General features: G+C 68.2%; 25 protein-coding genes. 6 read left to right on the top strand and 19 right to left on the bottom strand.

Annotated features, from left to right (window positions below):
- Positions 1–126 precede the first annotated feature (126 nt).
- Positions 127–891, bottom strand: coding sequence for an ESX secretion-associated protein EspG (locus BS329_RS27085; RefSeq protein WP_076164062.1), 765 nt, complete (start codon positions 889–891; stop codon positions 127–129).
- Positions 892–1005: 114 nt separating this feature from the next.
- Here BS329_RS27085 and BS329_RS27080 point away from each other — a divergent pair, with 114 nt between their 5' ends.
- A complete protein-coding gene (locus tag BS329_RS27080; protein WP_076164061.1) occupies positions 1006–1248 on the top strand; it encodes a hypothetical protein in 243 nt (80 codons plus the stop codon).
- Positions 1249–1252: 4 nt separating this feature from the next.
- Here the strand turns inward: BS329_RS27080 and BS329_RS27075 are convergent, their stop codons facing one another.
- From BS329_RS27075 to BS329_RS27065, 3 genes are all read right to left on the bottom strand, one after another.
- Positions 1253–1693 carry a hypothetical protein gene (locus BS329_RS27075; RefSeq protein WP_244197304.1) on the bottom strand — a complete coding sequence of 147 codons (441 nt, stop codon included), beginning with the start codon at positions 1691–1693 and terminating at the stop codon, positions 1253–1255.
- Between the two features lie 129 nt (positions 1694–1822).
- Positions 1823–3748, bottom strand: coding sequence for a glycosyltransferase (locus BS329_RS27070; RefSeq protein ID WP_076164060.1), 1926 nt, complete (start codon positions 3746–3748; stop codon positions 1823–1825).
- Between the two features lie 6 nt (positions 3749–3754).
- Positions 3755–4252 (bottom strand): GtrA family protein, encoded by a 498-nt coding sequence (locus BS329_RS27065; protein ID WP_076164059.1) that lies wholly within the window; start codon positions 4250–4252, stop codon positions 3755–3757.
- A gap of 101 nt (positions 4253–4353) precedes the next feature.
- Between BS329_RS27065 and dprE1 the strand changes: the two genes are divergently transcribed.
- Both dprE1 and dprE2 read left to right on the top strand, forming a co-directional pair.
- On the top strand, positions 4354–5724 hold the full coding sequence (dprE1, locus tag BS329_RS27060; RefSeq protein WP_076164452.1) for a decaprenylphosphoryl-beta-D-ribose oxidase: 1371 nt from the start codon (positions 4354–4356) through the stop codon (positions 5722–5724).
- Entirely contained in the window at positions 5721–6476 is a 756-nt protein-coding gene (dprE2, locus tag BS329_RS27055; RefSeq protein ID WP_076164058.1) for a decaprenylphospho-beta-D-erythro-pentofuranosid-2-ulose 2-reductase, read from the top strand. The genes dprE1 and dprE2 overlap by 4 nt, the downstream gene beginning before the upstream one ends.
- A 123-nt stretch (positions 6477–6599) precedes the next feature.
- Here the strand turns inward: dprE2 and BS329_RS27050 are convergent, their stop codons facing one another.
- The 5 genes from BS329_RS27050 to glf all read right to left on the bottom strand — a co-directional run bounded on the left by BS329_RS27050 (position 6600) and on the right by glf (position 11330).
- On the bottom strand, positions 6600–8108 hold the full coding sequence (locus BS329_RS27050) for a hypothetical protein (RefSeq protein ID WP_076164450.1): 1509 nt from the start codon (positions 8106–8108) through the stop codon (positions 6600–6602).
- 89 nt (positions 8109–8197) lie between these two features.
- Positions 8198–8536 (bottom strand): hypothetical protein, encoded by a 339-nt coding sequence (locus BS329_RS27045; protein ID WP_076164057.1) that lies wholly within the window; start codon positions 8534–8536, stop codon positions 8198–8200.
- 97 nt (positions 8537–8633) lie between these two features.
- Positions 8634–9599, bottom strand: a complete 966-nt coding sequence (locus BS329_RS27040; protein WP_076164056.1) for a decaprenyl-phosphate phosphoribosyltransferase — start codon at positions 9597–9599, stop codon at positions 8634–8636.
- A complete protein-coding gene (locus tag BS329_RS27035; protein ID WP_076164448.1) occupies positions 9596–10111 on the bottom strand; it encodes a phosphatase PAP2 family protein in 516 nt (171 codons plus the stop codon). The genes BS329_RS27040 and BS329_RS27035 overlap by 4 nt, the downstream gene beginning before the upstream one ends.
- Positions 10104–11330, bottom strand: a complete 1227-nt coding sequence (gene glf, locus BS329_RS27030) for a UDP-galactopyranose mutase (protein ID WP_076164447.1) — start codon at positions 11328–11330, stop codon at positions 10104–10106. Before glf ends, BS329_RS27035 begins: the two co-directional genes overlap by 8 nt.
- An 83-nt stretch (positions 11331–11413) precedes the next feature.
- On the opposite strand from glf, the gene BS329_RS27025 reads away from it, so the two are divergent.
- Positions 11414–13423 (top strand): DUF6541 family protein, encoded by a 2010-nt coding sequence (locus BS329_RS27025; RefSeq protein ID WP_076164055.1) that lies wholly within the window; start codon positions 11414–11416, stop codon positions 13421–13423.
- A gap of 132 nt (positions 13424–13555) precedes the next feature.
- On the opposite strand, the gene BS329_RS27020 is transcribed toward BS329_RS27025, so the two are convergent.
- Positions 13556–14449: an LLM class flavin-dependent oxidoreductase gene (locus BS329_RS27020; protein ID WP_076164054.1), complete on the bottom strand. Its 894-nt coding sequence runs from the start codon at positions 14447–14449 to the stop codon at positions 13556–13558.
- A 99-nt stretch (positions 14450–14548) separates the two neighbouring features.
- On the opposite strand from BS329_RS27020, the gene BS329_RS27015 reads away from it, so the two are divergent.
- Positions 14549–15385: an HAD family hydrolase gene (locus BS329_RS27015; protein ID WP_208619277.1), complete on the top strand. Its 837-nt coding sequence runs from the start codon at positions 14549–14551 to the stop codon at positions 15383–15385.
- A 112-nt stretch (positions 15386–15497) separates the two neighbouring features.
- Here BS329_RS27015 and BS329_RS27010 read toward each other — a convergent pair whose 3' ends face one another.
- Genes BS329_RS27010 through BS329_RS27000 form a run of 3 tightly spaced genes read right to left on the bottom strand, consistent with a single transcriptional unit; the run spans position 15498 to position 19327 of the window.
- On the bottom strand, positions 15498–16232 hold the full coding sequence (locus BS329_RS27010) for a lysophospholipid acyltransferase family protein (protein ID WP_076164053.1): 735 nt from the start codon (positions 16230–16232) through the stop codon (positions 15498–15500).
- Between the two features lie 48 nt (positions 16233–16280).
- Entirely contained in the window at positions 16281–17720 is a 1440-nt protein-coding gene (wsfD, locus tag BS329_RS27005) for a glycan biosynthesis hexose transferase WsfD (RefSeq protein WP_076164444.1), read from the bottom strand.
- Complete coding sequence (locus BS329_RS27000; protein ID WP_076164052.1) at positions 17717–19327, bottom strand: hypothetical protein; 1611 nt, start codon at positions 19325–19327, stop codon at positions 17717–17719. Before BS329_RS27000 ends, wsfD begins: the two co-directional genes overlap by 4 nt.
- 233 nt (positions 19328–19560) lie before the next feature.
- Here BS329_RS27000 and BS329_RS26995 point away from each other — a divergent pair, with 233 nt between their 5' ends.
- Complete coding sequence (locus tag BS329_RS26995; protein ID WP_341866341.1) at positions 19561–19854, top strand: DUF6541 family protein; 294 nt, start codon at positions 19561–19563, stop codon at positions 19852–19854.
- Between the two features lie 306 nt (positions 19855–20160).
- On the opposite strand, the gene BS329_RS26990 is transcribed toward BS329_RS26995, so the two are convergent.
- The 6 genes from BS329_RS26990 to BS329_RS26965 are packed head-to-tail and all read right to left on the bottom strand — an operon-like array spanning position 20161 to position 25812.
- Complete coding sequence (locus tag BS329_RS26990; RefSeq protein ID WP_076164050.1) at positions 20161–21129, bottom strand: lysylphosphatidylglycerol synthase transmembrane domain-containing protein; 969 nt, start codon at positions 21127–21129, stop codon at positions 20161–20163.
- 34 nt (positions 21130–21163) lie between these two features.
- The gene (locus BS329_RS26985; protein WP_076164049.1) at positions 21164–22405 is read right to left on the bottom strand and encodes an acyl-CoA reductase; all 1242 of its coding nucleotides are present in this window, start codon (positions 22403–22405) and stop codon (positions 21164–21166) included.
- Positions 22402–23454, bottom strand: coding sequence for a LuxE/PaaK family acyltransferase (locus BS329_RS26980; RefSeq protein WP_076164048.1), 1053 nt, complete (start codon positions 23452–23454; stop codon positions 22402–22404). The genes BS329_RS26985 and BS329_RS26980 overlap by 4 nt, the downstream gene beginning before the upstream one ends.
- The gene (locus BS329_RS26975) at positions 23451–24848 is read right to left on the bottom strand and encodes an AMP-binding protein (protein ID WP_076164047.1); all 1398 of its coding nucleotides are present in this window, start codon (positions 24846–24848) and stop codon (positions 23451–23453) included. The genes BS329_RS26980 and BS329_RS26975 overlap by 4 nt, the downstream gene beginning before the upstream one ends.
- Positions 24848–25573 carry an SDR family NAD(P)-dependent oxidoreductase gene (locus BS329_RS26970; protein WP_076164046.1) on the bottom strand — a complete coding sequence of 242 codons (726 nt, stop codon included), beginning with the start codon at positions 25571–25573 and terminating at the stop codon, positions 24848–24850. Before BS329_RS26970 ends, BS329_RS26975 begins: the two co-directional genes overlap by 1 nt.
- The gene (locus BS329_RS26965) at positions 25573–25812 is read right to left on the bottom strand and encodes an acyl carrier protein (protein ID WP_061980346.1); all 240 of its coding nucleotides are present in this window, start codon (positions 25810–25812) and stop codon (positions 25573–25575) included. The genes BS329_RS26970 and BS329_RS26965 overlap by 1 nt, the downstream gene beginning before the upstream one ends.
- Positions 25813–25817: the final 5 nt, after the last annotated feature.

Here is a 25817-nt window from a genome sequence, read left to right as displayed (position 1 = left end):
CGTCTGCTCGCCCGTGCGTACCGCCCGGCAGTCTACTAGCCGGACACTCGGCGCGACGGTGATCGCCCGATCACCGAAGATCTCCGGAACTGTGACGAAACGGGCGTCATCCCGGTTCCCGACAGTTCAGAACTGGCCTTCGAGCTGGGCGTACAGCTGCTGAGCGATCCTCGCGTTGTCGGCCGGGGCGTAGGTCAGCCAGCTTTGCCCGTCGGCCGCCTGGCGCGAGGTCATCATGAACCGGCCTGCTTCGGTGTCGAACCAGGCCAGCGGCGGGAAGACCTGGCCGCCGCGGATGAACACGCTGAACTGGCCCACCCGCGTCTTCGGCTTCTCGAACATCCGCTCCACCTGCCGCTGCTGCGGGTTCGACCCATGGGAACGGGGACCGCTGACGTTGGCGAAGGGGTCGTAGGCGTCATCGCTGCGAGGGCGCTTCGGCGCGCTGACCGGCTTCGCGATGGTGACGGACTGACCAGGACCCGCAGGGGTGAGCGGCAGCAGGTCGACGATCGACGCGACGATCGCGGTCGGCCTGGTCTTTTCGAAAACGAGCAAGTTCTCTTCCTGGCGCGTGATGACCGCGAACTGGCCGTTCGTCGCCGCCCTCGCGAAGAGCTGCTTGTCCTTCTCCATCTGCGCGACCGCCCAGACGGCGAGCTGCGGGTTGACGAACGTGGCGAGCGCGAGTTCGACGTCGGCGTCGAGTCTGCCGCCGCGCATCAGGCCGCGGCCTTCGAGATCACGGAAGACGGCCTCGCGCACCATCGCGCGCTGATCGGTGGTGGTGCCGATGTGCGGGACGTCGAACGGCACCGGCGACGGCCCGAACCGCCCGTGTTCGAGCAGGATGTCCACCGCCGCCAGCGACAGCGAGAACGAATGCGGCATCGCCTTTTCCCCCCGCGGGTGTCTTGTTCGTCGGGATGAACGTAGTCCACGCACCCGATACGCCCGCAGCGAACCCGCTTGCCCGGTTGTGATCAAGGCTGGTGCCATGGGTCCATGGCAGACCAGAAACCCGCGCTCGTCCTGCATCTCGCCGCCGGTGGGGAGCCGCTGCTCTTCGCGCTCACGACGGAGGAGACCGAACGGCTGACCAAGGACCTTTCGCATTTCGTCCGCACCGGTTCGGTCCAGACGATCCAGACCAAGGACGACTCCGAGGTGGCGATCAACTTCTCCCACGTCGCCGCCGCCTACATCGACGACCTGAACCGCAAGAACCGGGTGTTCGGGCTGCACTAGTCGGCTAATCGCGGGAGAAGAGCTTTAGCAAGCCCGTCTTGATCTCCGGGCGGCTGGCAGCGACCAGCAGGAAGGTCGCTTCCCGGACGAGCCGCTGGGGGTGTCGTCCGGCGAGTACCGACGCGCTGCCGTTGGCCGCGACCAGCGCGCCCGCGGCCCGGAACGCGAGTTCCGCACCGGCCGCCCGGGCCGCGGGCAGCGACGGCGGATCGGCGAGGCCCGCGTCGAGCCGCTCGCGGACGGCGTCGATCTCCGTCCTGATCCCGGCGGCGACGTCGGGCTTCCCCAGCTCCTCGATGAGCCGCGCGGCGCGGGCGGCCAGGCCGAGCGGCGCACAGCCGTTGAGGCGGGAGGGGAAGGTGTTGCCCGCGACGAACTCCGCGTGCGGGGTCTTGCCGTAGACGCGTTCGTCGGCGAGGAAGTAGCGGGTGAAGCCGAGGTGCACGGTGGACGTGCCCTGCGCCGCGACGAGGTCGAGCGGCTGGAGTCGCGCCTTCCCAAGTACGTGAAGGCCCCCTTCATTGCGTCTAGTGCAATGAAGGGGGCCTTCACGTACTTGCCGGGCGGCGGCGACCTACAGCTCGTACAGGCGCTTCCAGTTGTCCCGCGACGTCAGTTCGGGCATGGAGCGCTTGTACTGCTCCTGCACCGCCACGCCTTCCTTCCGGAGCCGCTGGATCACCTTGGCACCGCGACGCGCCAGGTCGAACATCTTCGCGCGGTCGTACGAGCGGACCCGCACGCCTTCCTGCGAAGCGTCGGTGACGACGGCCGTGTCGAAGGTCGCGACGTGCCACCAGTGGGCCTCGTCGATCGGGATCGCGCCGAGCGAGTGGCGGCTGCGGCCGAGCACGCGGTCGAGGATCCGCTTGATCAGCACCAGGCGCTGCATGCTGGGCCGCGGCGCGCTGTTGATGATGCCGATGTCGTTCGACGCGATGCCCGGGACGTCGGTGGCCTTGTGCCGCTTGGTCTCGGGGTACTCGTCGCGGATCCGGCGGATCTCCTTCATCGCGGCGACGCCGCCGTCACGCAGGACCTCCGGTCCCTCGAGGAAGTCCTCGACGGCCTTGATCAACGTGGCGGACAGGCCGTACTGCATGCCGAGCAGGTACCGGACCAGCTGCGCGATGAGCACGCGCGAGAGCAGGTTCAGGTTGAACGGCGAGTGCAGCGCGGCGGTGATGATCGAGTTCCGCAGGTTGAAGTAGCGGTGCCACTCGTCCCAGTCCTTCCAGTGGAAGTCGGCGTGCCAGACGCCGGCGCCCGGAAGGGTGACCGTGGGGAAGCCGTGCGCACGGGCGCGGTAGCTGTACTCCGCGTCGTCCCACTGGAAGAAGAACGGCAGCGGGTAGCCCGTGGCCTTGACGACCTCGTACGGGATCAGGCACGACCACCAGCCGTTGTATCCGGCGTCGAGGCGGCGTTCCTGGCGGTTCGGCTTGAGAGTCTCCTCGTCGACGCCGAGCAGGTCGGCGGTCGAAAGCGAGTGCGTGACCGGCTGGCCGGGTTCGAGGGTGTTCAGCCGGGCGTATTCGGCGCCGACGTGCAGCTGGTTCGGGTGCAGCAGGTTCAGCATCTGCCCGCCGACGATGACCGGGTTGACCGTGCGGTTGGAGAACGCGGTCATCCGGATCACCAGGTCCGGCTCCAGCAGCACGTCGTCGTCCATGAACAGGACGTTCGCGTGCTCGGTCTCGGTGTGCCCGGCGACCTCGTAGAGGCCGCGGGTGAAACCGCCGGCGCCGCCGAGGTTCGGCTGCTTGATGTAGTGCAGCTTGTCGCCGAGGTCCTTCGCGACCTGCTCGAAGCCGTCACGCGACTCGACGAGGTCGGTGCCCTGGTCGGCGACGTAGATCGCGTCGAGCGTCTCCAGTGAGGAGACGTCGGCGGCGAGTGCCTGGAGGTTCGACAGGCAGTCGTCGGCGCGGTTCATCGTGCAGATGGTGACCGCGGTCGGACGGATCTTCTCCGGCGCCTCGACCGTCCAGCGGACGTTCTCGACCCGCAGCGACTGGCCGCCCTCGGTCTCGAGGTCGAGCCAGAGCGCGCCGCCGTCGTAGAACTTGTCGAGCTTCGCGGTGAGCGCCACCTTCTGCTGCTTCGCGCCCGCGATGATCTCGGCGGCGACCACCCGCGAGTCGCCCTCGATGTCGGAAGCACCGACGGACAGCTGCCCGTCACCGGTGACGACGGCCTCGACGGCGACCTCGGTCACGTCGGTCCAGCGCTGCCAGTAGCTCGCGGGGAAGCGCCCGAAGTAGGTGTTGCCGGACACCTTCGACGCCGGCTCGATGGCGATGCCCGCGCGTTCGCGCACGGCGGTGCCCCATTCGAGCTCGGCGTAGAGGTCCTTGCTGACGATGGGGGCCGGGCCGGCGTAGAGCCCGCGCTGCGCGGTGAGACGGCCCTGCGGGGTGCGTTCCGCGAAGCGGGTGTCGTCGACAGTGCTCACCATGGCGCTCGGGGCCTCTCCGGTGACGGCGGCTTTACCGGGCATGAATCCTCAGTTCTCCTCTGTGCTTGTCAAGACTGGGCGGGTGGCGCTTGCGCGGGGCTCACGGAAGACGACCCACTTGAGCATGACGAAATTGATCACGGTCGCGGTTGCCTGCGAGACGACCCAACCGAAAGTGGCCTTCCAGGCCGACTCCGGCAGGACGTGCAGCATCGTGCGGTTGACGCCCACGGCGACGAGGAACGTCACGGCATACAGGAGTACGAAGCTACCGATCTGACGTGCGCCCTCCTGGCGTCCACCGGCGAAGGTGAACTTGCGGTTCAGGAAGAAGGCGGTCGTGGTGCCCACGATGAAGCTGAGCGCGCGGGCGATGTCCACCCACGGCGTCGCGTCCATTCCGAGAGCACGAAGCCCTTGGTAGACGCCGAAATCGACCAAGGCACAGAAGCCGCCCACCAGCGCGAAGCGGATGAGCTGCCCGAACAGCCCAGGGGAGGACGGTGCTGCCGCCGTCGAACCGGCTTGCGGGTCGGTCGCCACCACTGCTCTACCTCATAAACTGCTGGGGCTGGTGCCCAAAGTGTAGAAGCGAGCACTTCAGGGTCACGTTCCGGGCGTTGTTCGGCGTGGTTACCCTGGTCGGCGTGACCCAAGCACCCAAGACACAGCGGCAGTCGCTCATGGGCTGGGCAAGGACGTCGCCGAGTATCGCGGACGTCCTGAGCACCCCCGACGTGGAGACGATCGCCCGCGCGGTGACGCGGGCCGGGGAACGCGGGGTCATCGCGCGCGGTCTCGGCCGGTCCTACGGCGACCCGGCGCAGAACGCGGGCGGCCTGGTCGTCGACATGACCGCGCTGGACCGCATCCACTCGATCGACCCGGATTCCGGCATCGTCGACCTCGACGCGGGCGTCAGCCTCGACAAGCTGATGCGCGAGGGCCTCCCCTACGGCCTGTGGGTCCCGGTGTTGCCGGGCACCCGCCAGGTGACGATCGGCGGCGCGATCGCGAACGACATCCACGGCAAGAACCACCACTCGGCGGGCAGCTTCGGCAACCACGTCGTGTCGCTGGACCTCGTCACCGCCGACGGCCAGGTGCGCACGCTGTCCCCGGAGAGCCCCGACTCGGAGCTGTTCTGGGCGACCGTCGCGGGCATCGGCCTGACGGGCATCATCGTCCGGGCCAAGATCCGGATGACGAAGACGGAGACGGCCTACTTCAAGGCCGACATCCAGCGCACGGCGAATCTCGATGAGACCCTGGCGCTGGTCACCGACGGCTCCGAGGACAACTACACGTACTCGTCCGGCTGGTTCGACTCGATCTCCAGGGGCGCGAAGCTCGGCCGCGCCGCGTTCCAGCGCGGCTCGTTGGCCAAACTGGACGAACTGCCGCCCAAGCTGCGGACGGATCCGCTCAAGTTCAACCCCGGCACGCTCGCGACGCTGCCGGACGTGTTCCCGAACGGGCTGGCCAACAAGCTGTCGTTCTCGGCGATCGGCGAGCTGTACTACCGCAAGACCGCGAAGAACGCGCGAGACCAGATCCAGAGTCTGACCGCGTTCTATCACCCGCTGGACCTGTTCGGCGAGTGGAACCGCGCCTACGGCTCCAAGGGATTCCTGCAGTACCAGTTCAGCACGCCGCTGAACGCGCACGAGCCGCTGCGCCGCATCATCCAGAAGGTCGCCGACTCGGGGCACGTGTCGTTCCTCAACGTGTTCAAGCAGATGGGCGAGGGCAACGCGGCGCCGCTGTCGTTCCCGCACCCCGGCTGGATGGTCTGCCTCGACTTCCCGATCAAGGACGGCCTGAGCCGGTTCTGCCAGGAACTCGACGAGGACGTGCTCGCGCTCGGCGGCCGCCTGTACACGGCGAAGGACTCGCGGACCTCCGCGGAGAACTTCGCCAAGATGTACCCGCGGCTCGAGGAATGGCGCAAGGTCCGCGCTTCCGTTGACCCCGAAGGCGTTTTCGCCTCTGACATGTCCCGAAGGTTGGAACTGTGATCGACGCTGTGGGCAACCCCCAGTCCCTGCTGCTGCTCGGCGGCACCTCCGACATCGCGCTCGCGATCGCGGAGAAGTACCTGGCCGAGCGCCCCCTCCGGGTGGTGCTGGCCGGGCGCCAGTCCCCGCGGCTCGACGCCGCTGCCCAGCGTCTGAAGGACAAGGGCGCCGAAGTGTCCACTGTGGACTTCGACGCCAAGGCCGTGGACACCCACCCCGCCGTGCTGGACAAGGCCTTCGAAGGCGGCGACATCGACGTCACCGTCGTGGCGTTCGGCCTGCTCGGCGACCAGGAAGAGCTGTGGCAGGACCACGCGAAGGCCGTCGAGGTGGCGACCGTGAACTACACGGCCGCGGTTTCGGTGGGTGTCGCGCTGTCGAACAAGCTCAAGACGCAGGGACACGGCAAGGTCATCGCGCTGTCGTCGGTCGCCGGTGAACGCGTCCGCCGCTCGAACTTCGTCTACGGCTCCACGAAGGCCGGTTTCGACGGCTTCTACCTCGGCCTCGGCGAGGCCCTGTCCGAATTCGGTGTGCAGATCACCGTCGTCCGCCCCGGGCACGTGAAGACCAAGATGACCGAGGGTCTCGAGGACGCCCCGCTGGCGCAGACCGCCGAGCAGGTCGCCGAGATCGCCGTCAACGCCTCGCGCGCGGGCAAGGAACTGGTGTGGGCTCCCGCCCCGTTCCGCCTGGTCATGTCCGCCCTGCGGCACGTGCCCCGGCCGATCTTCCGGAAACTGCCGATCTAGGGAACGAGCGCGTCACTCCATTCCTCCCACCCGGGCACGGACGCCCCTCCGCCCCCGCGTTTCGTCCTCTAGTTGCGGTAGTTGCACGTGCAAGGACCGCAACTAGAGGACGAAACGCGGCCCTTAGCGGGTGGCGGGCAGGAGGTAGAGCTTCTGGGTGCCCATCCATGGGGAGCTGATCGTCCAGGTGGCCAGCGCGTTCGGCGGCGGCGCCTTCCGGGTGGTGGCCAGCACCAGGTCCGGGGTCGCGGGCGGGACGCTGTGGTCGAAGAACCGGAAGTTCGCTTCCAGCAAGGCCTTGCCGAGGTCGCCGCTGCGGCTCTTCGTCTCGACGATCGCCGGATCGACCGAGCCGCGGTCGGAGAACTGGTCGACGATGTCGCAATCGCAGGAGTAGGCGAGCGCGCCGACCTCACCGGCGCTTTCCACCTTGCGCCCCCTGGTTAGTTCGCCCAGTTGCGAGCCGATCTGGCGGTATTCGTCGGACGCGGCGTGATTACTGGTGATCGGCGCGAACCGGCGAGGCAGTTCGGGAGTCGCGTAGGCGACGGCGCTCACGAGCACGAAGGCGCCGGCGAAGACTCCCGCGCCGAGCCGGGCACGGCCGGGTACCGCGCAGGCAGCGGCGGCGAGGAACACCGTCGCGCCGATGATGCTGGGCGCGTAATACCAGTGATACGGCGGAACATTCAGCCAGCAGTAGGCCAGATAGTGCGCCGCACCGGCGATCGCGAGTGTCGCGAACGGCGCCAGCCGCTTCGCCCGTTCCGAGCCACGACGGTAGTGAAATGTCCACAGTAGACCGACGAAACCGCCGATCACGAGTGGCAGGAAGGAAAGCGTCGCCGCCACCGGGAAGTTTCGCCAATACAGCAGCGGACCGTTGGTGAAGCTGAACGGTCCCCACGAGCGCTGCATGATCTTGATGACCAGGGTGTCCGGCACCGCCGAACCCAGCACCAGCCAGCTGAACAGGAACCACGGCAGCATCACCGCGAGCGCGGCGAACGTCATGCGCCAGATACCCGCCCAGAACTCGCGGCGCGCGAGGAACAGGACGAACGCGATCAGCAGCAGGTCGACCCGGATCAGCGCGATCAGGCCGATCACCGCGCCCGCGGCGGCGGGGTGGCGTTCGTGCAGGAACACCATCAGCCAGACGACGGCGGCCGAGCCGAGTGCGACTTCGAGCCCGACCGAGGAAATCAGTAGCGGGTTCACCAGCAGCAGGCCCAGCGCCAGCGGGGCGAACCCGCCGGGCAGGCCGGTCGCGACGCCGATGCGGCGCAGGCCGAGCACGAGTGCCACCTGGCTGACGACGAAGACGATCCCGGCGGCGAAGACGGCGTCACGGGCGACGAACGTGACGAGCGCCAGTACGAGGACGTTCAGCGGGGACGTCGCGGTGTTGGCTGTGCCGTCCTCGATCAGGCCCCAATGACCGTGGAAAGCGAGGTTCTTCGCATACGACAGCGTGATGTAGGTGTCGTCGATCAAATGTCCGCTGACCAGCACGAACACCAGGGCCGAAACAACCGCCGCACCGGCGGGCAGCACCCAGGGGCGGGCAAGGACGGCGGCTCCCGGCAGCGCACCGGAGGCCTGGGGAAGTTCAGCGGAGGCGCTTCGCATCACGAACACCGTACACGGTGTCGTGATGATTCCGTTATCTACCCTCCGTGGGACTGGTCACGCCGGGCGGTCCCACGGACGGTGGATGCTCAGTTTCCGTCGTGACGCCAGCCGCGGTCACCAGGGCCGTCACGGAAGTCGCGGTGCGCGCCGTGCCCGTCCGGACCACGGTGTTCACGGGCGATCCCCGGCCGATCGCCATGCCTGCCGACGGCGAGACCGACGGCGGTGCCGATGACTCCGCCACCGAGAATGAAGCCGAGCAAGCCGACCGCGACCAGCTGAGTGGCCCGGGCGGCGGCGAAGCGGCGGAAACCGCTCTTCCGGGGCGCCACGACCGGCTGAGCCGCGGGAGGTGACGCCGGGGTTTCGGCGGGTTGCTCGACCGTCTTGTCCTCGTCATCGGACGGCCGCTGCGGGTCGCTCATCTTTCGCTCCTAAGTCGATGGGGGCGGGCGTGGTGCCCGCCCCCATCACCGAGGATGCGTGCGCAACCTGTGGATGCGCTGTGTCCCAGCTGTCGAATCAGAGGTAGAACGACAGGAACAGCGTGACGACCCAGCTCGCGCCGAGCACCTGGAGCACGCGGTCCTTGAGCGCGATCTCCTCCGGCTCGCCCGCGTTGCCGCCGTCGACGTCGACGGCGTAGCGCAGGACGGCCACCACGAACGGGACCATCGAGACGACCGCCCAGACCGAGTCGTGCTCGACCTGGCGGATCTCGAACGCCCACAGGCAGTAGGACATGATCAGGATCGCCGCGGACGTCGCCCACACGAACCGCAGGTAACTCGCCGAGTACTTCTTCAGCGAAGAGCGGATCTTCGCCCCTGTGCGCTCGAAGAGCATGATCTCGGCGTAGCGCTTGCCCGCCACCATGAACAGCGAGCCGAACGCCGTGACCAGCAGGAACCACTGCGAAAGCGCGATCCCGGCGGCCACACCACCGGCGATCGACCGCATCAGGAAGCCCGAGCCGACGATGGCGAGATCGACCACCGGCTGGTGCTTGAGCCCGAAGCAGTAGCCGAGCTGGACGGCTTCGTAGACCGCCAGAACTACCGCGAGCTGCCAGCTGGCGAAGAACGAGATGCCGAGGCCGGCGGCGAAGAAGAAGCCCGCCGCGACGAAGGCCACCGGGACCGGCACGATCCCGGCCGCGATCGGCCGGTTCCGCTTGGTCGGGTGAGCCTTGTCCGCCTCGACGTCGATCGCGTCGTTGATGAGATAGACCGAGGAGGCCACCAGCGAGAAGGCCGCGAAGGCGATCAGCGCGGCGACCAGCAGGCCGGTCCGGTCCGTCGACTTGGAGAAAGCGAAGAACGGTGCGGCGAACACCAGCACGTTCTTCACCCACTGGCGCGGGCGTGCCGTCTTGATGATGCCGCCGACGAGACCGCCGGCGACCTTCTTCGGTTCGGCGGCCTCTGTCGCGGCCACGGGTTCTACGTCGTCAGGCTTGGAATCGGCCTTCTCGGTCGTTTCACTCATCGTCGCTTCAGCTTCCTACGTATCAAGCCGCCGACTACGCCCCCAAGGGCCGCTCCGGCCAGAACGTCGGTCGGGTAGTGGACGCCGAGCACGAGCCGGGAGGCCAGCATCGGCGGTACCAGGGCCGGGACAAGGTTACGCCCGGTCAATCCGGAGTAGAGCACCGCCGCCGCCGTAGTGGAGGTCGCGTGCGAGGACGGGAAGCTCAGCTTGCTCGGTGTGGAGACCAGGACCTCGACACTCGGGTGGTCCGGTCGCGGCCGCCTGACCACGCGTTTCACCGCGATCGATGCGGCGTGCGCGCCGACGACACCGACCGCCGCGACCAGCCAGTCCTTGCGGCGTTTCTTGTCGACCGCGGCCCCGACGAGGCCCAGCGCGAACCATCCCGCGCTGTGCTCGCCGAAGTGCGAAAGACCCCGTGCCGCCTTCACCGTGACGTCACTCTTCAGGACGCCCTGTGCCTTCGCCAGGACCGCTACCTCACCCGTGGGTACGCCCTTCTCAAGCATCGAGGGACCCATCCAGAGGCGCGCCATCGGTCAGGTGCGGCGCGATCTTGTTGTCGAACGCGGACAGCGCCGAGCCGATGGCCATGTGCATGTCGAGGTACTTGTAGGTACCGAGACGGCCGCCGAACAGCACGTTCTTGTCCTTGGCCTCGGCCTTCGCCAGCTCGCGGTAGGCCTCGAGCTTCTCGCGGTTGTCCGGGGTGTTGATCGGGTAGTACGGCTCGTCGGCCTCACCGGCGAAGCGGGAGTACTCGCGGAACACGACCGTCTTGTCGTTCGGGTAGTGCTTGCGCTCCGGGTGGAAGTGCCGGAACTCGATGATCCGGGTGTAGGGCACTTCTTCGTCGTTGTAGTTGACCACCGAGGTGCCCTGGAAGTCGCCCGTCTCGACGACCTCGGACTCGAAGTCCACCGTGCGCCAGGTGAACCGGCCGGCGGAGTACTCGAAGTAGCGGTCCAGGGGGCCGGTGTAGACGGTCGGCGTGCCGGCGGGGATGTGCTCGCGGACGTCGAAGTAGTCGACGTTCAGCCGCACCTCGATGTTCTCGTGCTCGGCCATCTTCTCGAGCCACGCGGTGTAGCCGTCGACCGGCAGACCCTCGTAGGTGTCGTTGAAGTAGCGGTTGTCGAAGGTGTAGCGGACCGGGAGCCGGGTGATGATGTCGGCGCCGAGGTTCTTCGGGTCGTTCTCCCACTGCTTGGCCGTGTAGCCGCGGATGAACGCCTCGTACAGCGGGCGGCCGACCAGCGAGATCGCCTTCTCTTCGAGGTTCTGCGCGTTCGCGGTCTCGAACTCCGACGCCTGCTTCGCGATCAGCTCACGGGCCTCGTCCGGCGTGTGCGACTTGCCGAAGAACTCGTTGATCAGGCCCAGGTTCATCGGGAAGGAGTAGACCTGGTCCTTGACCTTGGCGAAGACCCGGTGCTGGTAGCCGGTGAACTCGGTGAAACGGTTGACGTACTCCCACACCCGCTTGTTCGACGTGTGGAACAGGTGCGCACCGTAGCGGTGCACCTCGATCCCGGTCTCCGGTTCGGCCTCGGAGTAGGCGTTCCCACCGATGTGGTGGCGCCGCTCCAGCACGAGGACCTTCTTGCCGAGCTCGGCCGCGGCCCGTTCGGCGACGGTCAGCCCGAAGAAACCGGACCCGACCACGATGAGGTCGTAGCCGGTGAAATCGGCTTCAGTAATCTTGTCGGGGTTCGTGTGCGCGCTCACGGGCGTCGAGGGTACGCAGGTCGCCTCGGTGCTCTGCATCCGAGCACCGGTTTCCACCTTCGACAGACACATTTTAGGAAGCAGTGCCTACTCCGGACACCTTCTGGTCCTACTTCGGTGCGACCCTCACTTACCTGGCCGTACTGGCGATCCCCGGCGGTCTCGTCGGCCGGGCCGCCGGTCTGCGCGGCTGGGCCCTGGCGGGGCTGGCCCCGCTGTTGTCCTACACGGTAACCGGCCTGGCCGGTCCGTGGCTGGCACTCGCGGGCGTGTCGTACAACCCCCTTACCGTGGCAGGCGTCACTGCCGTGCTCGCCGGGGTCGGTTTCGGTCTCAGAAAGCTGGGTCAGAGCCGCGGCTGGATCAAGCCGGGTGCCGAGGAGCCGCCGACGGAGTGGCATCCGCGGGCGCACTACGCCGTCGCGGCCTGTGTGGCGCTCGCCGTCGGGATCTCGATTGTCGTGGTGCTCTCGGCCCGCGGCGGGACGACGGCGGTGTTCCAGCGCTGGGACACCGTGTTCCACGCGAACGGCATCCGCTACATCGCCGAGACCGGCGACGGCTCGCTGACCGGTATGGGCACCATCAACTGGTATCCGGACGGCTCGTTCTACCCGAACGCGTATCACCTCGTCGGCTCGCTCGTGTACTCGATTTCGGGTACGTCGATCCCGGTCACGCTGAACGCCATCACGATGCCGGTCGCCGGGATCTTCGCGCTGTCGATGGTCGCCCTGATCCGCCAGCTCGGCGGGCGGGCGGTGTTCGCGGGCTGCACGGCACTGGTGGCCGCCGCGGCCACCACCGGCGCGTACGAGTCGGTGTCCAGCGGGCTGCTGCCGTTCGCGCTGGGGATCGTGCTGACGCCGCTGGCCGTGGTCGCGCTGGCCCGGTTCCTCGCGCGGCCGGGCCTCGACACCGGATTCGTCCTCGCGCTGACCGCCGTCGGGCTGCTGGCGGCGCACTCGTCGGCGTTGTTCGGGGCGCTGCTGTTCGCCTTCCCGCTGGTGGTGCAGCGCTGGTACCGCGCGTTGCGGCACAAACCGCTCGACGGTGTGCCCGAAGGCCGCGGCGGGCTGCGGGTCGTCGGCGGCGACGTCGTCAAGATGGTGCCGGTGATGGTGGCGAGCGGGCTGCTCGCGGCGCCGCACATTCTCGGCGCGCTGAAATTCACTTCGGGTTCATATCCGTACTACGCCTGGGGCTCGGATTTGCCGGTGGTGAAGTCGCTGGGGCTCCTGGTGACCTTCCGGCAGGTGCTGAGCGTGCCGCAGGTGTGGCTGACGGTGCTGTTGGCCATCGGCGTGCTGAGCCTGTTCCGGCTCGGCCGGATGCGCTGGATCGGGCTCGCCGCGCTGGGCTTCTCGGCGCTGTTCGTGCTGGTCGCCTCGTTCGGCGCCGAACCGTGGGTGATCTCGCTGTCGCGGCCGTGGTGGAACGACCGCTACCGGCTGATGGCGCTCGCCGCGATCCCGCTCTGCCTGCTGGCCGGGCACGGGATGGCGGAACTGCAACGCTGGTTCGCGAAATGGGCGAGCGGCCGGTCCTGGGTGAAGAGCAGGCCCGCCCTTCCCGCCCGGCTCGGGCTGGCGACCGCCGTGTTCGTCGTGGCCGCGTCGGCCGTGCTGACCAAGGGCTTCTACACCGAGTCGAACGCGCACGCGGTGTCGTTCCTGTATTACAACGGCCCTGAGGGCGAGGTCACCCCGCCGGTCAGCGCCGACGAACTCGCCGCGATGGACCAGCTCACCAAGATGAACATCGGGCCGGACGAGAAGGTGCTCAACGAGCGCTTCGACGGAACGGCCTGGCTGTACGCGATCACCGGTATCCGCCCGGTCGCCGGGCATTACGACCCGGGCGTGCCGCCGCCGGACGCGAAGTATCTGGCGCTGCACTTCCGGGACTACGACACCGACCCCGAGGTTCAGGCCGCGGTGAAGCGGCTGAACATCAAGCACGTCCTGATCGGGAGCACGCCGATCAAGATCGGCGAGCCGCCCGCGCCGGGGCTGCGGGATCTGGACGGGCTGAGCTTCCTGCGGAAGGACTTCGGCAACGCGGGCGCCTCGATCTACACGCTGACCCGCTGAGGTCTCGTGAGCGGGTACCGAGGGTGTCTTAGGTACCTACCGGGGTGCGCGTATGGCGGTTTCGCGTGATACCCCACAGACGAGCAGGTGGCGGAACCGGTTGACCCGGCCCGCCGACGCCACCCGATCGGCCTAAGAGTTCTTGCCTTGGAGTACCGGGAGTACGTCGCCTGCGACCGTCTCGAGGGTCGACTCGCGGCCGACGTAGTAGTCGCCGGACCGCGGCCAGTGCGTGACGATGTCGGTGAACCCGAGTTCCCCGGCCCGCCCGGCGGCGTCGGTGAACGCGTCGACGCTGGAGAGTGAGAAGACCGGCGCCGAGTCGAGGCTCAGGAACCGCTGCACGCTCGTCTTGTCCCGGCCGACGGCCTCGACCCGCTCGTCGAAGGTCTTCACGCGTTCCGCGATGCCCTTCCACCATTCGTCCTGGGTGTCGGCCTTGCCCCCGGTGGTGACCCAGCCCGCGCCGAACCGCGCGGCGAGGGTCATCGTGCGCGGGCCGTTCGCGGCGACCAGGAACGGCAACCGGGGCCGTTGCACGCAGCCGGGCAGGTTCCGGGCGCCCTTGGCCCGGTAGTACTCGCCCTCGAAGTCGAACCCGTCGGTCATCAGCAGCCCGTCGAGCGCTTCGACGAACTCGCTGAAGCGGTCCGTGCGCTCCTTGACCGAGAGTTCGGGGCCGTCGAGGACGGTGGCGTCGTAGTTGGACGGCGGGACGCCGGCGCCCACGCCGAGGATGAAGCGGCCGTCGGAGATGTCGTCGAGGGTGGTCAGCTCACGCATGAACGGCACGGGATGCCGCGCGACCGGCGACGCCACGTAGGTGCCGAGTCTGATCCGCGACGTCACCATCGCGGCCGCCGTCAACGTTGGCATCGCACTGAACCACGGGCCGTCGACGAGGTTCCGCCAGCCGAGGTGGTCGTACGTCCAAGCGTGGTCGAAGCCGTATTCCTCGGCGGCCCGCCATTTCGGCTCGGCCGCCCACCAACGATCTTCCGGAAGAATCACGATGCCTACGCGCACACCCGGGAACGTACCGCGAAGCGAAGCTTCTGCTGTGAGGGCGGTGGCGGGGGCATGGATGGACTAGCGGCGCCGGGCGACACTTCGCCCGATGGGTGGATGTTCGGGGACAATGTGCCGGTGGAAAAACCCCTTCTGATCGCGTCCGACGTCGACGGCACCCTGCTCGGCCCGCTGGAGGTCCTGTCCGAACGCACGATCGGCGTCGTCCGGCGCGTCGCCGCGGCCGGAGTCCCGTTCGTGCTGGCCAGCGGCCGTCCGCCGCGCTGGATCGCGCCGATCGCGAACCCGCTGGACCTGACCGGGTACGCGGTCTGCGCGAACGGCGCGGTCCTGTACGAGATCGGGACGGATCGGATCGTGGCGGTCCACGGCCTGCTGGAACCCCAGTTGCTGCACGACGCCGTGAGTGCTCTTGATCACGCTCTTCCCGGCTGCCGGTACGCCGCGGAGCGGGTCGGCGAGTCCGCGCTCGACCCGGAGATGCGCAACTTCGTGATCGAGCCGGACTACCACAATCCGTGGGGCAACCACGAGGGCACGGAGGCGCCGCGGGCCGAGGTGCTCGGGCATCCGGCGATCAAACTGCTGATCAGCAGGCGCGGGATGAACTCCGACGAGATGGCGCGAGCGGCGCGCGAAGTGCTCGACGGCGCCGTCGACATCACCTATTCGACGAACACCGGCCTGATCGAGGTCGCCGCGCGTGGCATCACGAAGGCGACCGGGCTGGCCGAGGTCGCCGATCGCCTCGGCGTCCCGGCCGAACGGGTGATCGCGTTCGGTGACATGCCCAACGACGTCGAGATGCTTGGCTGGGCCGGGCACGGGGTGGCGATGGCCAACGGGCACCGCTACGTCCTCGACGCCGCCGACGAGGTGACGGCGCCGAACTCCGAGGACGGCGTCGCACAGGTGCTGGAGCGCTGGTTCTAGGTCGCGGCCGAACGCCGCCGTGTCGTCCATCTGATCACGCGAACCCGCCGCTGAAGGGCGGCGCGCGTGACGGAATGGACATCACGCGTGATCAGACGGACGACACGGCGGTCTAGCGGCCTTCGCGATCGAGCTTGGCGGCTTCCTCCGGCGTCGGAGCGGTGCCGCCGAGGTGCGCGGGCAGCCACCAGCGCTCGTCGTCGGAGGACGGCTTCTCCGGATAGCCCGCCTGGACGCGGTCCACGAGCGCGGACATCCGCACGCGAAGGTCCTTCGAAAGGACTTCGGCGTCTTCTTCGGCCTTCGGGTGCATCGCCTCGCCGACGAGGATCGAGATCGGGACGTGGCGTTTGGTCAAGTCCTTCGGGTGGCCCTTGGTCCACAGCCGCTGCGTGCCCCACAGCGCCATCGGCACGACCGGCACACCGGCTTCGGCCGCCATCCGGACGGCGCCGGATTTGATGTCCTTCACGGTGAACGACCGGCTGATCGTGGCTTCGGGGAACACCCCGACGACCTCTCCGGACTTCAGCCGCTCGACGGCTTCCCGGTACGACGCGAGGCCCGCGCCGCGGTCGACGGAGATGTGGTGCATGCCGCGCATGAGCGGCCCGGCGACGCGGTTGCCGAAGATCTCCTTCTTCGCCATGAACCTGACCAGGCGTTTCGCCGGCTGCGCGCCGAGCCCGCAGAAGATGAAGTCGAGGTAGCTCACGTGGTTGCAGGCGATGACCGCCCCGCCGGTCGACGGGATGTGCTCGGTCCCCTCGACTCGGATGCGGTTGTCCAGCACCCGGAACATCAGCTTCGCCGCCATGATGACGGGCGGGTAAACGAGATCGGCCATTCGCCCAGGTTACGCTACCGTAGGGTAGCCAACCTACGGTCGCGTAGGTCACACGCGTTCGCGGCCGAATGTCACCAGCGCCAGGACGACGCCGAGCAGCGTGCAGTACAACGCGATCACCTGGTGCTTGACGTTCTCCAGGCCGTCGCCCAGCGCGGCCAGCGCGAACTGGCCGGCGGCGACGGCGAGCAGGAATCCGAGCGCGACACCCACCGCGCCACGCCGGGTCTTCCAGCCACGCCAGGCGATGCAGGACCATATCGGCAGCAAGGCGAAGAAACCCAGTGGTGCCAACAGTTTCGTCACCGTCGACGCGATCGGGACGCGGTGTTCCTGTGCCTCGGGGGCGAAGCCGGCCGACTGGTCGAAGCTGCCGAGGTACGGTGGCCGCGCGGTGAGCAGATCCCCTGCCGCGCGGTCCAGGATTCCGATGGTGCGCAAGGGATGCGTCGCGAAATACCCGACGACGTTGCGCCTGCTGATCTGCTCGCGGTACTTCGGGTACTCGGGATCCAGCGTGGCGGGCCGCGGATGCCACCAGCCGTTGCCCGCGTACTGGCCGAACGAGTCGGGCAGGCCCAGCGCGGCGAGATCGGCGCCGGTGTCGTGCCGACCGTCCACAATGGTCAGAAAGATCGTGTTGAACATGTTGATCTCGCGTGAATCGTCGCCAGGACGCGCGGCGAGGGAGCCGTCGGGCAGCTTCGCCGGTTCGACGGTCTGCTGCGCGTAGGCCGTGCCTCCGGCGAGCGCGCCGACGACGAACACCACGGGAAGCCATCGCTTCAGACCGCGGACGCCCGCCGGGCGGACGAGCACCGCGGCGAGCGCGAGCAACGGCAGGATCATCAGCGTCTGGACCTTGGCGTTGACCGCGACCAAGCCGCCGAAGAGCAGCACCGCCAGGCCCGCGTAGCGCCACCAGCCGGGCCGCGCGGCCACCAGCAAGCCTCCGACGGCGAGCAGAAGACCCAGGAACGCGGCACCTTCGCCGAGCACGGACGCGAAGTAACCGAAGAACGCGGAGTCCGCGACGACCAGCAACAGCCCTACGGCCGCGAAGCCCTGGACACGGCGTGAGTACGGCAGTCCGACGACGATCAGCGCCACCGCCGCGGCGGCGAGCACGCTCATCAGCACGCCGAGTACCACCAGGCTGAGTGTCGCTTCGAGGCCTAGCAGCCCGCCGATCGACCGCGCCATCCGCGCGAACCAGCTCTGGGTCAGGAGATACGTGGCGTCACATTCGCCGGCGGGGGCGGTGTAGGCGAGGTGCACGAACTGCTCCGGCTTGCCCTTCCACGGGATTCCGGCGCCACACAGCACGCGGAAGCCGTCGCCGTTGTCGGACATCGCGACCGGCCGCGGCACGAGGAAGCGGAGGAGCAGCACGGTGAGCGCGGCGGCGAACACGCTGAGCCCGAACAGGCGCGAAGGTGCTTCAAGCGCTGCTGGTCGGCTCAGGGAGACACGGTCGTCGACACTCACGAAGGGCACGGTACGTGGCGGAAGTCGGGCGAAAAGTCGAGGGCGGCCGTGACCGATCGTTCGACGTCGGCCCGGAGGAACACGGTGAGCCACGATGAGGTTCCTTCACGCGCGAAGGTCGCGACGCGATACCTCGACGCGTACGCCGGGTCGATCACACAGGACTGTGTCGCCGAGTAGCCGCTGTCGGTGATGACGGCGATCGTGGGACGCCGCCGGGAGACGACGGCCTCACCCGCTTCTTCGGTCTGACCGCGGACGCCGACGATCTGCAGTTGTGTCCCGGCGTGGTACGACAGCACACCGGGCGCGGAGGTGCTCACGACCGAACCCGGCGGCAGGTAGACGTCGAGCCAGCGGCCGATCTCCTCCATCTGCGCGCCGTGGTCGTGCCAGGCGCGGACGCGGGGCAGCATCTCCGGGCTGAACACCGACACCAGCACCGCGAGCCCGGACAACGTCACCGCGGCGGCGGGCATCAGCCGCTGGATCGGCGGCCGCGGCCGCGGGCTCGGTTTCGGGGCCGCGGTGAGCACGCCGTAGACCGAGACCGCCGCCACGGCGAGCAGCGGCGGGATCGGTGCCAGCAGGCGCCACGCCGGGCCCTCGTCGCCACCGAAGAACACCACGAACCCGGTGAGCGCGACGGCGGTGAGGAGCATCAACCAGGTCAGCGATCTGGCCTCGGCCTCATGCGGCGTCCGGCCGTTGCGGCGCAGGAGCAGCGCCACCGCCGCGACCAGGCCGAGCAGCAGGAAGCCCTGGTGCACCACCGAGAAGCCCGAGAGGTACTGCCAGCCGTGGTCGACCCGCGCCGAAACCTCGATGTCGAAGGGGATGAGCACCGACGTCGGCAGGACTTGGCCGTAGTAGATGACCCGCCACGCCGTCCACGGCGCGGCGAAGACGAGCCCGCCGAGCAGCCAGCCGGCCGGCGACCACCATGTGTACCGGCCGCGCAGCGCGGCGACGACCAGCCAGCCCCCGACAAGCACCGCGAGCACCGTCCCCGACGGGCGCGTCATCATCGCGAAGGCGACGAGCACGCCCGCGACGACCGGACGCCGGGACGCGAGCGCGGCGAAAACACCGAACAAGAGCAGCACGAACAGCGGCGTCTCGGTACCTGATCCGCCGGACGCGGCGAGACCCCCGGCGCCCGCGACGAGTACCGCGGCGGCCACCCCGAAGGCCTGTCGCGGCTCGCCCGCCGCCCGCGCGACCAACCGGTTGACCGTCACGTTCGCGAGCAGCACGGCGCCGAGGGTGGCGAGGATCCCGAGCACGATCGCCGACATCTCGATATCGGCCCCGAACGCGGCCTTCGGCAGCGCGATCGCGATCATCCAGAGGAAATTCGCGTAACCCTCGATCCGTTCACCGGTGTTGAACACCGGGCCATTGCCGTCGACGATGTTCTGCGCGTAACGGAAAGTGATGTACGCGTCTTCCGCGATGGTCGAGAACACCAGCTGGTGCACCAAGGAGAAACCGAGGGTCAGCGTCAGCGCGGCGACCCGCCAGTTCTTGTCGGCGCTGATCTTGGGCCAGGCCACGATGACGAAGACGGCGACCACGAACCAGGCGACGACGAGCGCGACCACCACCTGATCCCACCCTTCGGGCCGAGCCACTCCCCTGACGGAAAGACTACGGTCAAGTATCGATCGTCGCGCCAGGGTGTTTCTTTCGGCGCAGTTACTTGACACGAATGGGTGAGCAAAAGTGCGCGCGGAGTAGGCGTCGCTCCGCCGTTGCCCCATCGGGATGTGACTCGTTCGTGCGACGACGGTCGGCCGTTGACCTGGGTTCCCCTTCCGTTCCGCACGGCGGGGGTTCCGTGCGGATTCCCCGCTCGAGGATCACCGAGACCTCCGCGCTGACCGATGTCGTCACGGCCTGTGCCACCCTGCTCGTCCTCGGCGTTCCCGGCCTGCTCACCGGTCTCGCCGCGGGCCTGCGCGGCTGGGTGCTCGCGGGCATGACGCCGTTGCCGGGCTACGCCGTCGGCGGCCTCGCCGGACCGGGGGCGACCGCCCTCGGACTCTCGTTCACCCCGTTCACGTATGCCGTGGCGACGGCCTTGTTCGCCGGTGCCGCGTATGGCCTGCGACAGCTCACCCCGCGCCGATGACCCGAAGAACCACTTGTGGGCAAGGAGACCGCGTTTCGTCCTCTAGTTGCGGTCCTTGCGCGGGGCAACTACCGCAACTAGAGGACTACTTGCGTGGGCCGGGTGGGGCGTGACCACCTGCACTGGGCATATCGCGAAAGCCACTTTAGGGACACCTGATGTCCCGAAAGTGGCTTTCGCGACACCCAGATCGGGACCCTGGCGAGCACGTAAGACGCCGCCTTTCCCCCTCACGACCACCGGGACGAATCGCGTTTCGTCCTCTAGTTGCGGTCCTTGCGCGGGGCAACTATCGCAACTAGAGGACTAAACGCGGGGGGCGGCGAGGCGGGCGGAGAGGGCGGCGCCGCCGGCGGTGATCAGGTCGGCGACGGTGAACATGACCCGCGAAGCGACGGCGAACGCGGTCGCCTGGCCGACGGTGAGGCCCGAAGCGGTCAGGACGGCGACCTGCGCGACCTCGCGGACACCGACCCCGCTGGGCAGGATGAACGCGAACGTCCCGACGGTCATCGCGACGGCCATCGCGCCGACGCACAGCACGAATCCGCTGAACCCCGGCGTGCCGACGGAGTTCGCCAGCAGCCACAGGTGCACGCCCTGCAACGCCCACGCGGCGGTCGACGAGCCGAACACCTTGCCGATGACCGACCAGCTCAGCCGGTGGTCCAGCGGCGGGCGGCGCAGGATCCGCAGCACCAGCGAGGTGCCCCAGGTGAGCACGCGCGGGTGCAGCATCGCCAGTCCGACCGGGATGAGCACGAACAGCCACATCGCGCGCGGGCTGTTGCTGAACACCGCGGGGGCCGCGAGCAGCGAGACGACCAGCGCCGACACCACGCCGACGCCGAGCTGGATCAGCGAACCGGTGAAGATCCGGGCCCTCGCGAGCCCGGCCTTGCGCCCCAGTTCCATCTGCAACAGGTACGCCCACACCGAACCCGGCACGTACTTGCCGAGCGAGCCGACGAGACAGATCTGCGCGCCCCTGGCGTAGCCGATCGGCTTGCCGAGATCGTCGACCATGACCTGCCAGCCGTAGGTCGACACCATGATCGCGGCGATCAGCGCGAGCAGGCTCAACGTGGAGGATTCCCAGGCGACATCGGACAACGTCCGCCAGAATTCACCCCACGTGGCGACAAGTGTCTCCGCCGCGAAACCGACGACCGCGAGGATCGCGATCCAGCGGACGACGTCGAGGATCTTCGCCTTCGTGGATTTCGGCTGCTTTACCGCAACCGAAGACTCTTCGGGCATTTCGACGGTCGTCACTGAACCTCCTCGCACAAGACTCTTTCGCCGCTGGTCAGGCCTGTACGGTCACCAAACGGCTGAACTCGGTCAGCAGATCGTAGCCGTCCCAAATCGCGGAGAACGTCAGGGCCGATCCGAAGGGAACGACGCGATCGACACCGCGGCCCGCCAATTCCGTCACGAATTGCGTCAATTCTTCCTTGCTGAAGCCGAATTGACCGACAGTTTGATCCTTGCGCAGCACGATCGGAACGAGGTCGGAAAGCGTGTCGACCCGCGCGTTGGCGAAAGTGCCCGCGCCGAGCCATTCGCGCGGAAGGATCGCGGGGTCGGCCAGTTCGAGCGTCGCGATGCCGTTGCCCTGGAACTCGATGCCGTCGACCAGCCCGTCGACGGCCGCGCCGTACGCCGAAACCCGCTTCTGGACGGCCATCGCGGGCTCGGTGACGTGCTGCTTCTTCGCCAGCACCTCGGCGAGCAACGTCCGGAATTCCTGTCCGGCTTCGCGAGCGCCCGCCTCGTCGCCGACCCAGAACACCGCACGCGGCGACGAGCAGGCGGCTTGGTCGAACCAGTATGAGTCGTTGTAGAAACCTTCGGCGGCACCGCGGCGCTCGGTCTCGGAGGCCTCATGCCAGCCACGCACCGACGCGACCGCGAACGAAGACCGGTCCGGGAAGGTCAGGTCACGCGCGTGCGGCGCGAGCGGGTACTTGCGCAGTGCCGCGACCGAGGCGTCGCCGCCCCAGATGACCCGCAGATCCGCGGCGAACGACAGCGCACCGCTGATCGCGTCACTGCGGTCGTAGGTGACCATGCGCTGGGTCGCGGTGATCGCGGCGGCGGTGTCCGCGTCCACTTCGGACAGTGCGGCGTTCAGCGCCTCCAACACCGTTTCGGCGGCACCGGCCGAACGCGACGACACGCGGACGACGTTGTGGTTGCCCGCCAGCGCGGAAAGCGCCCACGAGTACACGAAAATCGTGTCGACGTTGGCGGGCGGCACGTGGAAGACCAGCCCGCGCGGGAACCGCAGCGCGTCGCCGGAAGTCTCCAAAGTGGACAGTGCTTTGGCGATCTCTCCCTTGCGCAGGAAGAAACCGAGCGACGCCAGCTCCGGGAAGCGGCGAGCCGTCGCGGGCGCGAGGAGCTTGCGCGCGAACTTCGTCAGGAACTCGACGACACGCGGGTCACCGACGCGAAGTCGTCCACCGACGGGCTCGGCCCGCAGCTCTTCGACCAGCGAGGAGACCTCGATGCCGCCGCCGAGCGGGAAACGCTGCTTGAGAGTCATGCCGCCGCTCCCTGGAAGGTGTCCGAGCAGCCGCGGGCCTCGGCCTTGGGCAGCCTGCCCATGACCGAGAAGTGCTTGCCAGGCCAGTCGCCGTCGTCGATTCCGTTGTAGACACCGAGGTCCTCGGTGAGCAGGACGTGGCCCGGATACGAGTTCGGCAGCGTGCTGACGACCTCGATCACCCCGGGCTCGCCGACCGGCTGCTCTTCCCAGGTTTCCGGGTTCCGGATCACGACGTCGGCGAAATCGGGGCAGTACAACGAGTTCCCGGACGGTCCTTCGAGGAACACGGTGCCGATCTGCTCGATCATCCCGTAGTAGTTGTGGATCCGCTCCAGGCCGGTGTCCTCTTTGAAGCGACGGCGGAACTCGGTGTTGTCGACCGCTCGGTCGATCAGCTTCTTCCAGCCGCCGGAGTGGATCAAGATCCCGTTGGACAGGTCCAGCTCGTGCTCACGCGCGACCTCGTAGAGGTACTGCCACACCATGAAGGTGAAACCGAAGATCAAGAACGGCTTGTCGCCGTAGGTCGCGAGGAACGTCTTGACCGCCTCGACGTCCGGCTGGTCGTTCTCGTCCAGCACGTACGTGTGCTTGCGGCCGAAATTCGCCATGCCCAGCACACCCGCGCCGCGCGCGGAGAACGAGCGGCGGTTCTTGATGATGCCGATGGTGTCGACCATCAGCATCGGCAGCCGCTCGCCGCCGAGGACCTCTTGCAGCGTCGCGCCGAGCTGCTTGGTCTGCGCGCCGGCGGCGGCCTTGTCCAGGTAGATCCGCGACGCGCCCGCGCCGGTGGTGCCCGAGGACGTCAGCGTCTTGAAGATCTCGGACTCGGGGATGCTGCGCAGGTCGTGCGTCTTGAACATCCGCACCGGCAGCCAGGGCAGGTCCGCGATGGACTCGAACGACGCGTCCCGCGCGATGCCCAGGGACGAGAGGATGCGCTCGTACCCCTCGGAGTTCTCGCGGTGGTGCGCGGTCAGCTCGGCGAGCTGCGGAAGCAGATGCTTCTCGCGCTCAGCCTGCGAAAGCGTGAACACACTCATACCTGGGCCTCCAGCGACCGGTAGTCGATCTTGCCGCTGGCCAGCAGCGGCACGGTGTCGCATGCGCGGACGTCGAACCCGCTGGTGTGCAGGTGCAGCCGCTCGGACAGCGCCTTCGCGGCGTCCTTGCACATATCCTTGTCGGCCCCTTCGGCGAACAGGACGACCTTGTCCCCGGCCGGGACGGCGGCCACGACGTCGATCCCCACCGAAGCGGAACGCACGGCGTGCTCGAGATCATCCAGGCTGACCCGGTTGCCGAAGACCTTGCCGATTCGCTTGAGCCGTCCGGTGATGTAGAGGAACCCGTCCTCGTCGAGGTAACCGAGATCGCCAGTGGGCAGCACACCGCCCCATTCGTCGCCCGCGGCCAGCCCGGCCTCGTCGTCGGCGTAGCCCATCATCACGTTGGGCCCGCGATAGACGACCTCGCCGACGATCTTCGGATGCGTGGTTTCGGAACCGTCCTCGCGCCGGATCGCGAACGAGCCACCGGGCAGCGCGGGCCCGGCCGAACCGAGCTTCTCGGCGAGCCGTTCCGCCGGGACGGTGGTCATTCGCGGGGCGGCCTCGGTCTGCCCGTACATCACGAACATTTGCCCGCCGACCTCGCGGATCTTGTCGTTGAACTGGGCGACGAGGTCGTCGCGGAGCTTGCCGCCAGCCTGGGTCAGCGTGCGCAGCGTCGGGTACTTCGCCGGGTCGAACTTGAGGCGCCGCAGCATCTCGTAGTGGTACGGAACGCCCGCGAGCGAGGTGACCTTGTGCTCGTTGACCGCGTCCCAGAACCCGCGCCCGAGCACCCCTGAAGGCTCGATGACCACGGTCGCGCCGCGGACGAGATGGGAGTTCACCACGGACAGGCCGTAGCTGTAGTGCAGTGGGAGGCTGGTCGGCGCGATCTCGTGCCTGTCGATGCCGAGCACCTCGGCGATCGCGTCGGCGTTGGCCAGCACCGCGCCACGCGAGAGCCGGACCAGCTTCGGGTTGCCGGTGGAACCACTGGTCGGCAACAGGACCGCGAGATGCGGATGCGGCTCGACACCCTCGGCGGACTTCCGGACCCAGTGGCTGTCGAAAACGCCGTACCCGTCGGGTGCGGGCGCGTCCGGCGCGGACAGCACGGCGGCCGGGCGGAAACGCTCGATGAGCCCCGCCAGGACGTCGGCGTCCAGCGCCGGATCGATCAGCGCGATCGCGCGGCCCGCCTCGAACGCGCCGAGGTAGTTCAGCACGCTTTCGAGGTCCACCGACATCCGGGCGAACAACGCGCCCGGCGGCAGCAGCGACAACGCGGCCCCCACGCGGGTGACCTCGGTGTCGAGTTCCTCACCGGCGAGCGTCTTGCCGCTCGTGACCTCGATCAGTCGTGCGCCCACACCCAAAAGGGTCATCAGAGAACTAATCCTCCATCGATGCCCAGCACCTGCCCGGTGATGAACGCGGCGTCATCACTGACCAGGAACCGGATCGCGTTCGCCACGTCCTCGGGCGTCCCGAGCCGTCCGAGGGGGGTCTTGCCGATGTTCTCGGCCTTGGCGTCCTCGGTCAGGCCCGAGGTCAGGTCGGTGTCGATGACGCCGGGCGCCACCGCGTTGACCCGGATCCCGGAACGGCCGAGTTCCTTCGCGGCCGAACGCGCGATGTTCGCCACCGCCGCCTTCGAGGCCGCGTACACGGTCTGACCAGCGCTTCCGTGCTCGCCGACGATCGAGGCCAGCACCACGATGGCGCCCGATTTCTTGCGCATCATCGCCCTGGCCGCGGCCTGGACGGTGTGCAGCGTGCCCGCGACGTTCGTGCTCAGCGTGGCGTCGACCAGTTCCTCGCGGATCATGCCGAGGAGCGCGTCCTCCATGATCCCGGCGTTGGCGACCACGATGTCGAGCTTGCCGTGCTCCTTGGCCACACCGCGGACCAGCGTCGACACGGCCTTGGCGTCGGTGACGTCCAGCGCGAGCCCGCTCGCGGCCCCCGCCGCGGCCGCCGCTTCCTTGGCCTTCGCCTCGTCGCGGCCGGTCAGCACGACGGTGGCGCCCGCCTCGGCGAGCGCCCGCGCGGTGGCCAGCCCGATCCCCCGGGTACCGCCGGTGACCAGGGCGATCTTGCCTTCGAGCATCACTTGTTCTGGAGGTCCGTGACCATGTCCACGGCGACCTTGAAGCTCGACATGTCGATCACCTGGTCGGTGTCGAACTCGACGTCGAACTCGTCCTCGATGGCCGCGACCAGCGCCATGTGACCGACCGAGTCCCACGCCTCGATGTCGCGGTACTTCAGGTTTTCGACGTCGACATCGCCATCGAGGTCCAGCGCCTCGACGAAGACCTCACGCAGCTTGCCGGCGACTTCCGCCATCTTCT

This window comes from Amycolatopsis coloradensis (genome assembly GCF_001953865.1).
GTDB classification, from domain to species: Bacteria; Actinomycetota; Actinomycetes; order Mycobacteriales; family Pseudonocardiaceae; genus Amycolatopsis; species Amycolatopsis coloradensis.
Note: the sequence above shows the minus strand (reverse complement) of the source record. Positions and strands in the feature narration are given on the sequence as shown.

Coding starts and splice junctions, on each gene's coding strand:
- BS329_RS27085 (WP_076164062.1), bottom strand. CDS start 891: ATGCCGCATTCGTTCTCGCTGTCGCTGGCGGCGGTGGACATCCTGCTC.
- BS329_RS27080 (WP_076164061.1), top strand. CDS start 1,006: ATGGCAGACCAGAAACCCGCGCTCGTCCTGCATCTCGCCGCCGGTGGG.
- BS329_RS27070 (WP_076164060.1), bottom strand. CDS start 3,748: ATGCCCGGTAAAGCCGCCGTCACCGGAGAGGCCCCGAGCGCCATGGTG.
- BS329_RS27050 (WP_076164450.1), bottom strand. CDS start 8,108: ATGCGAAGCGCCTCCGCTGAACTTCCCCAGGCCTCCGGTGCGCTGCCG.
- BS329_RS27045 (WP_076164057.1), bottom strand. CDS start 8,536: ATGAGCGACCCGCAGCGGCCGTCCGATGACGAGGACAAGACGGTCGAG.
- BS329_RS27040 (WP_076164056.1), bottom strand. CDS start 9,599: ATGAGTGAAACGACCGAGAAGGCCGATTCCAAGCCTGACGACGTAGAA.
- BS329_RS27035 (WP_076164448.1), bottom strand. CDS start 10,111: ATGCTTGAGAAGGGCGTACCCACGGGTGAGGTAGCGGTCCTGGCGAAG.
- BS329_RS27015 (WP_208619277.1), top strand. CDS start 14,549: ATGTTCGGGGACAATGTGCCGGTGGAAAAACCCCTTCTGATCGCGTCC.
- BS329_RS27010 (WP_076164053.1), bottom strand. CDS start 16,232: ATGGCCGATCTCGTTTACCCGCCCGTCATCATGGCGGCGAAGCTGATG.
- BS329_RS26985 (WP_076164049.1), bottom strand. CDS start 22,405: ATGACTCTCAAGCAGCGTTTCCCGCTCGGCGGCGGCATCGAGGTCTCC.
- BS329_RS26980 (WP_076164048.1), bottom strand. CDS start 23,454: ATGAGTGTGTTCACGCTTTCGCAGGCTGAGCGCGAGAAGCATCTGCTT.
- BS329_RS26975 (WP_076164047.1), bottom strand. CDS start 24,848: ATGACCCTTTTGGGTGTGGGCGCACGACTGATCGAGGTCACGAGCGGC.
- BS329_RS26970 (WP_076164046.1), bottom strand. CDS start 25,573: ATGCTCGAAGGCAAGATCGCCCTGGTCACCGGCGGTACCCGGGGGATC.
- BS329_RS26965 (WP_061980346.1), bottom strand. CDS start 25,812: ATGGCGGAAGTCGCCGGCAAGCTGCGTGAGGTCTTCGTCGAGGCGCTG.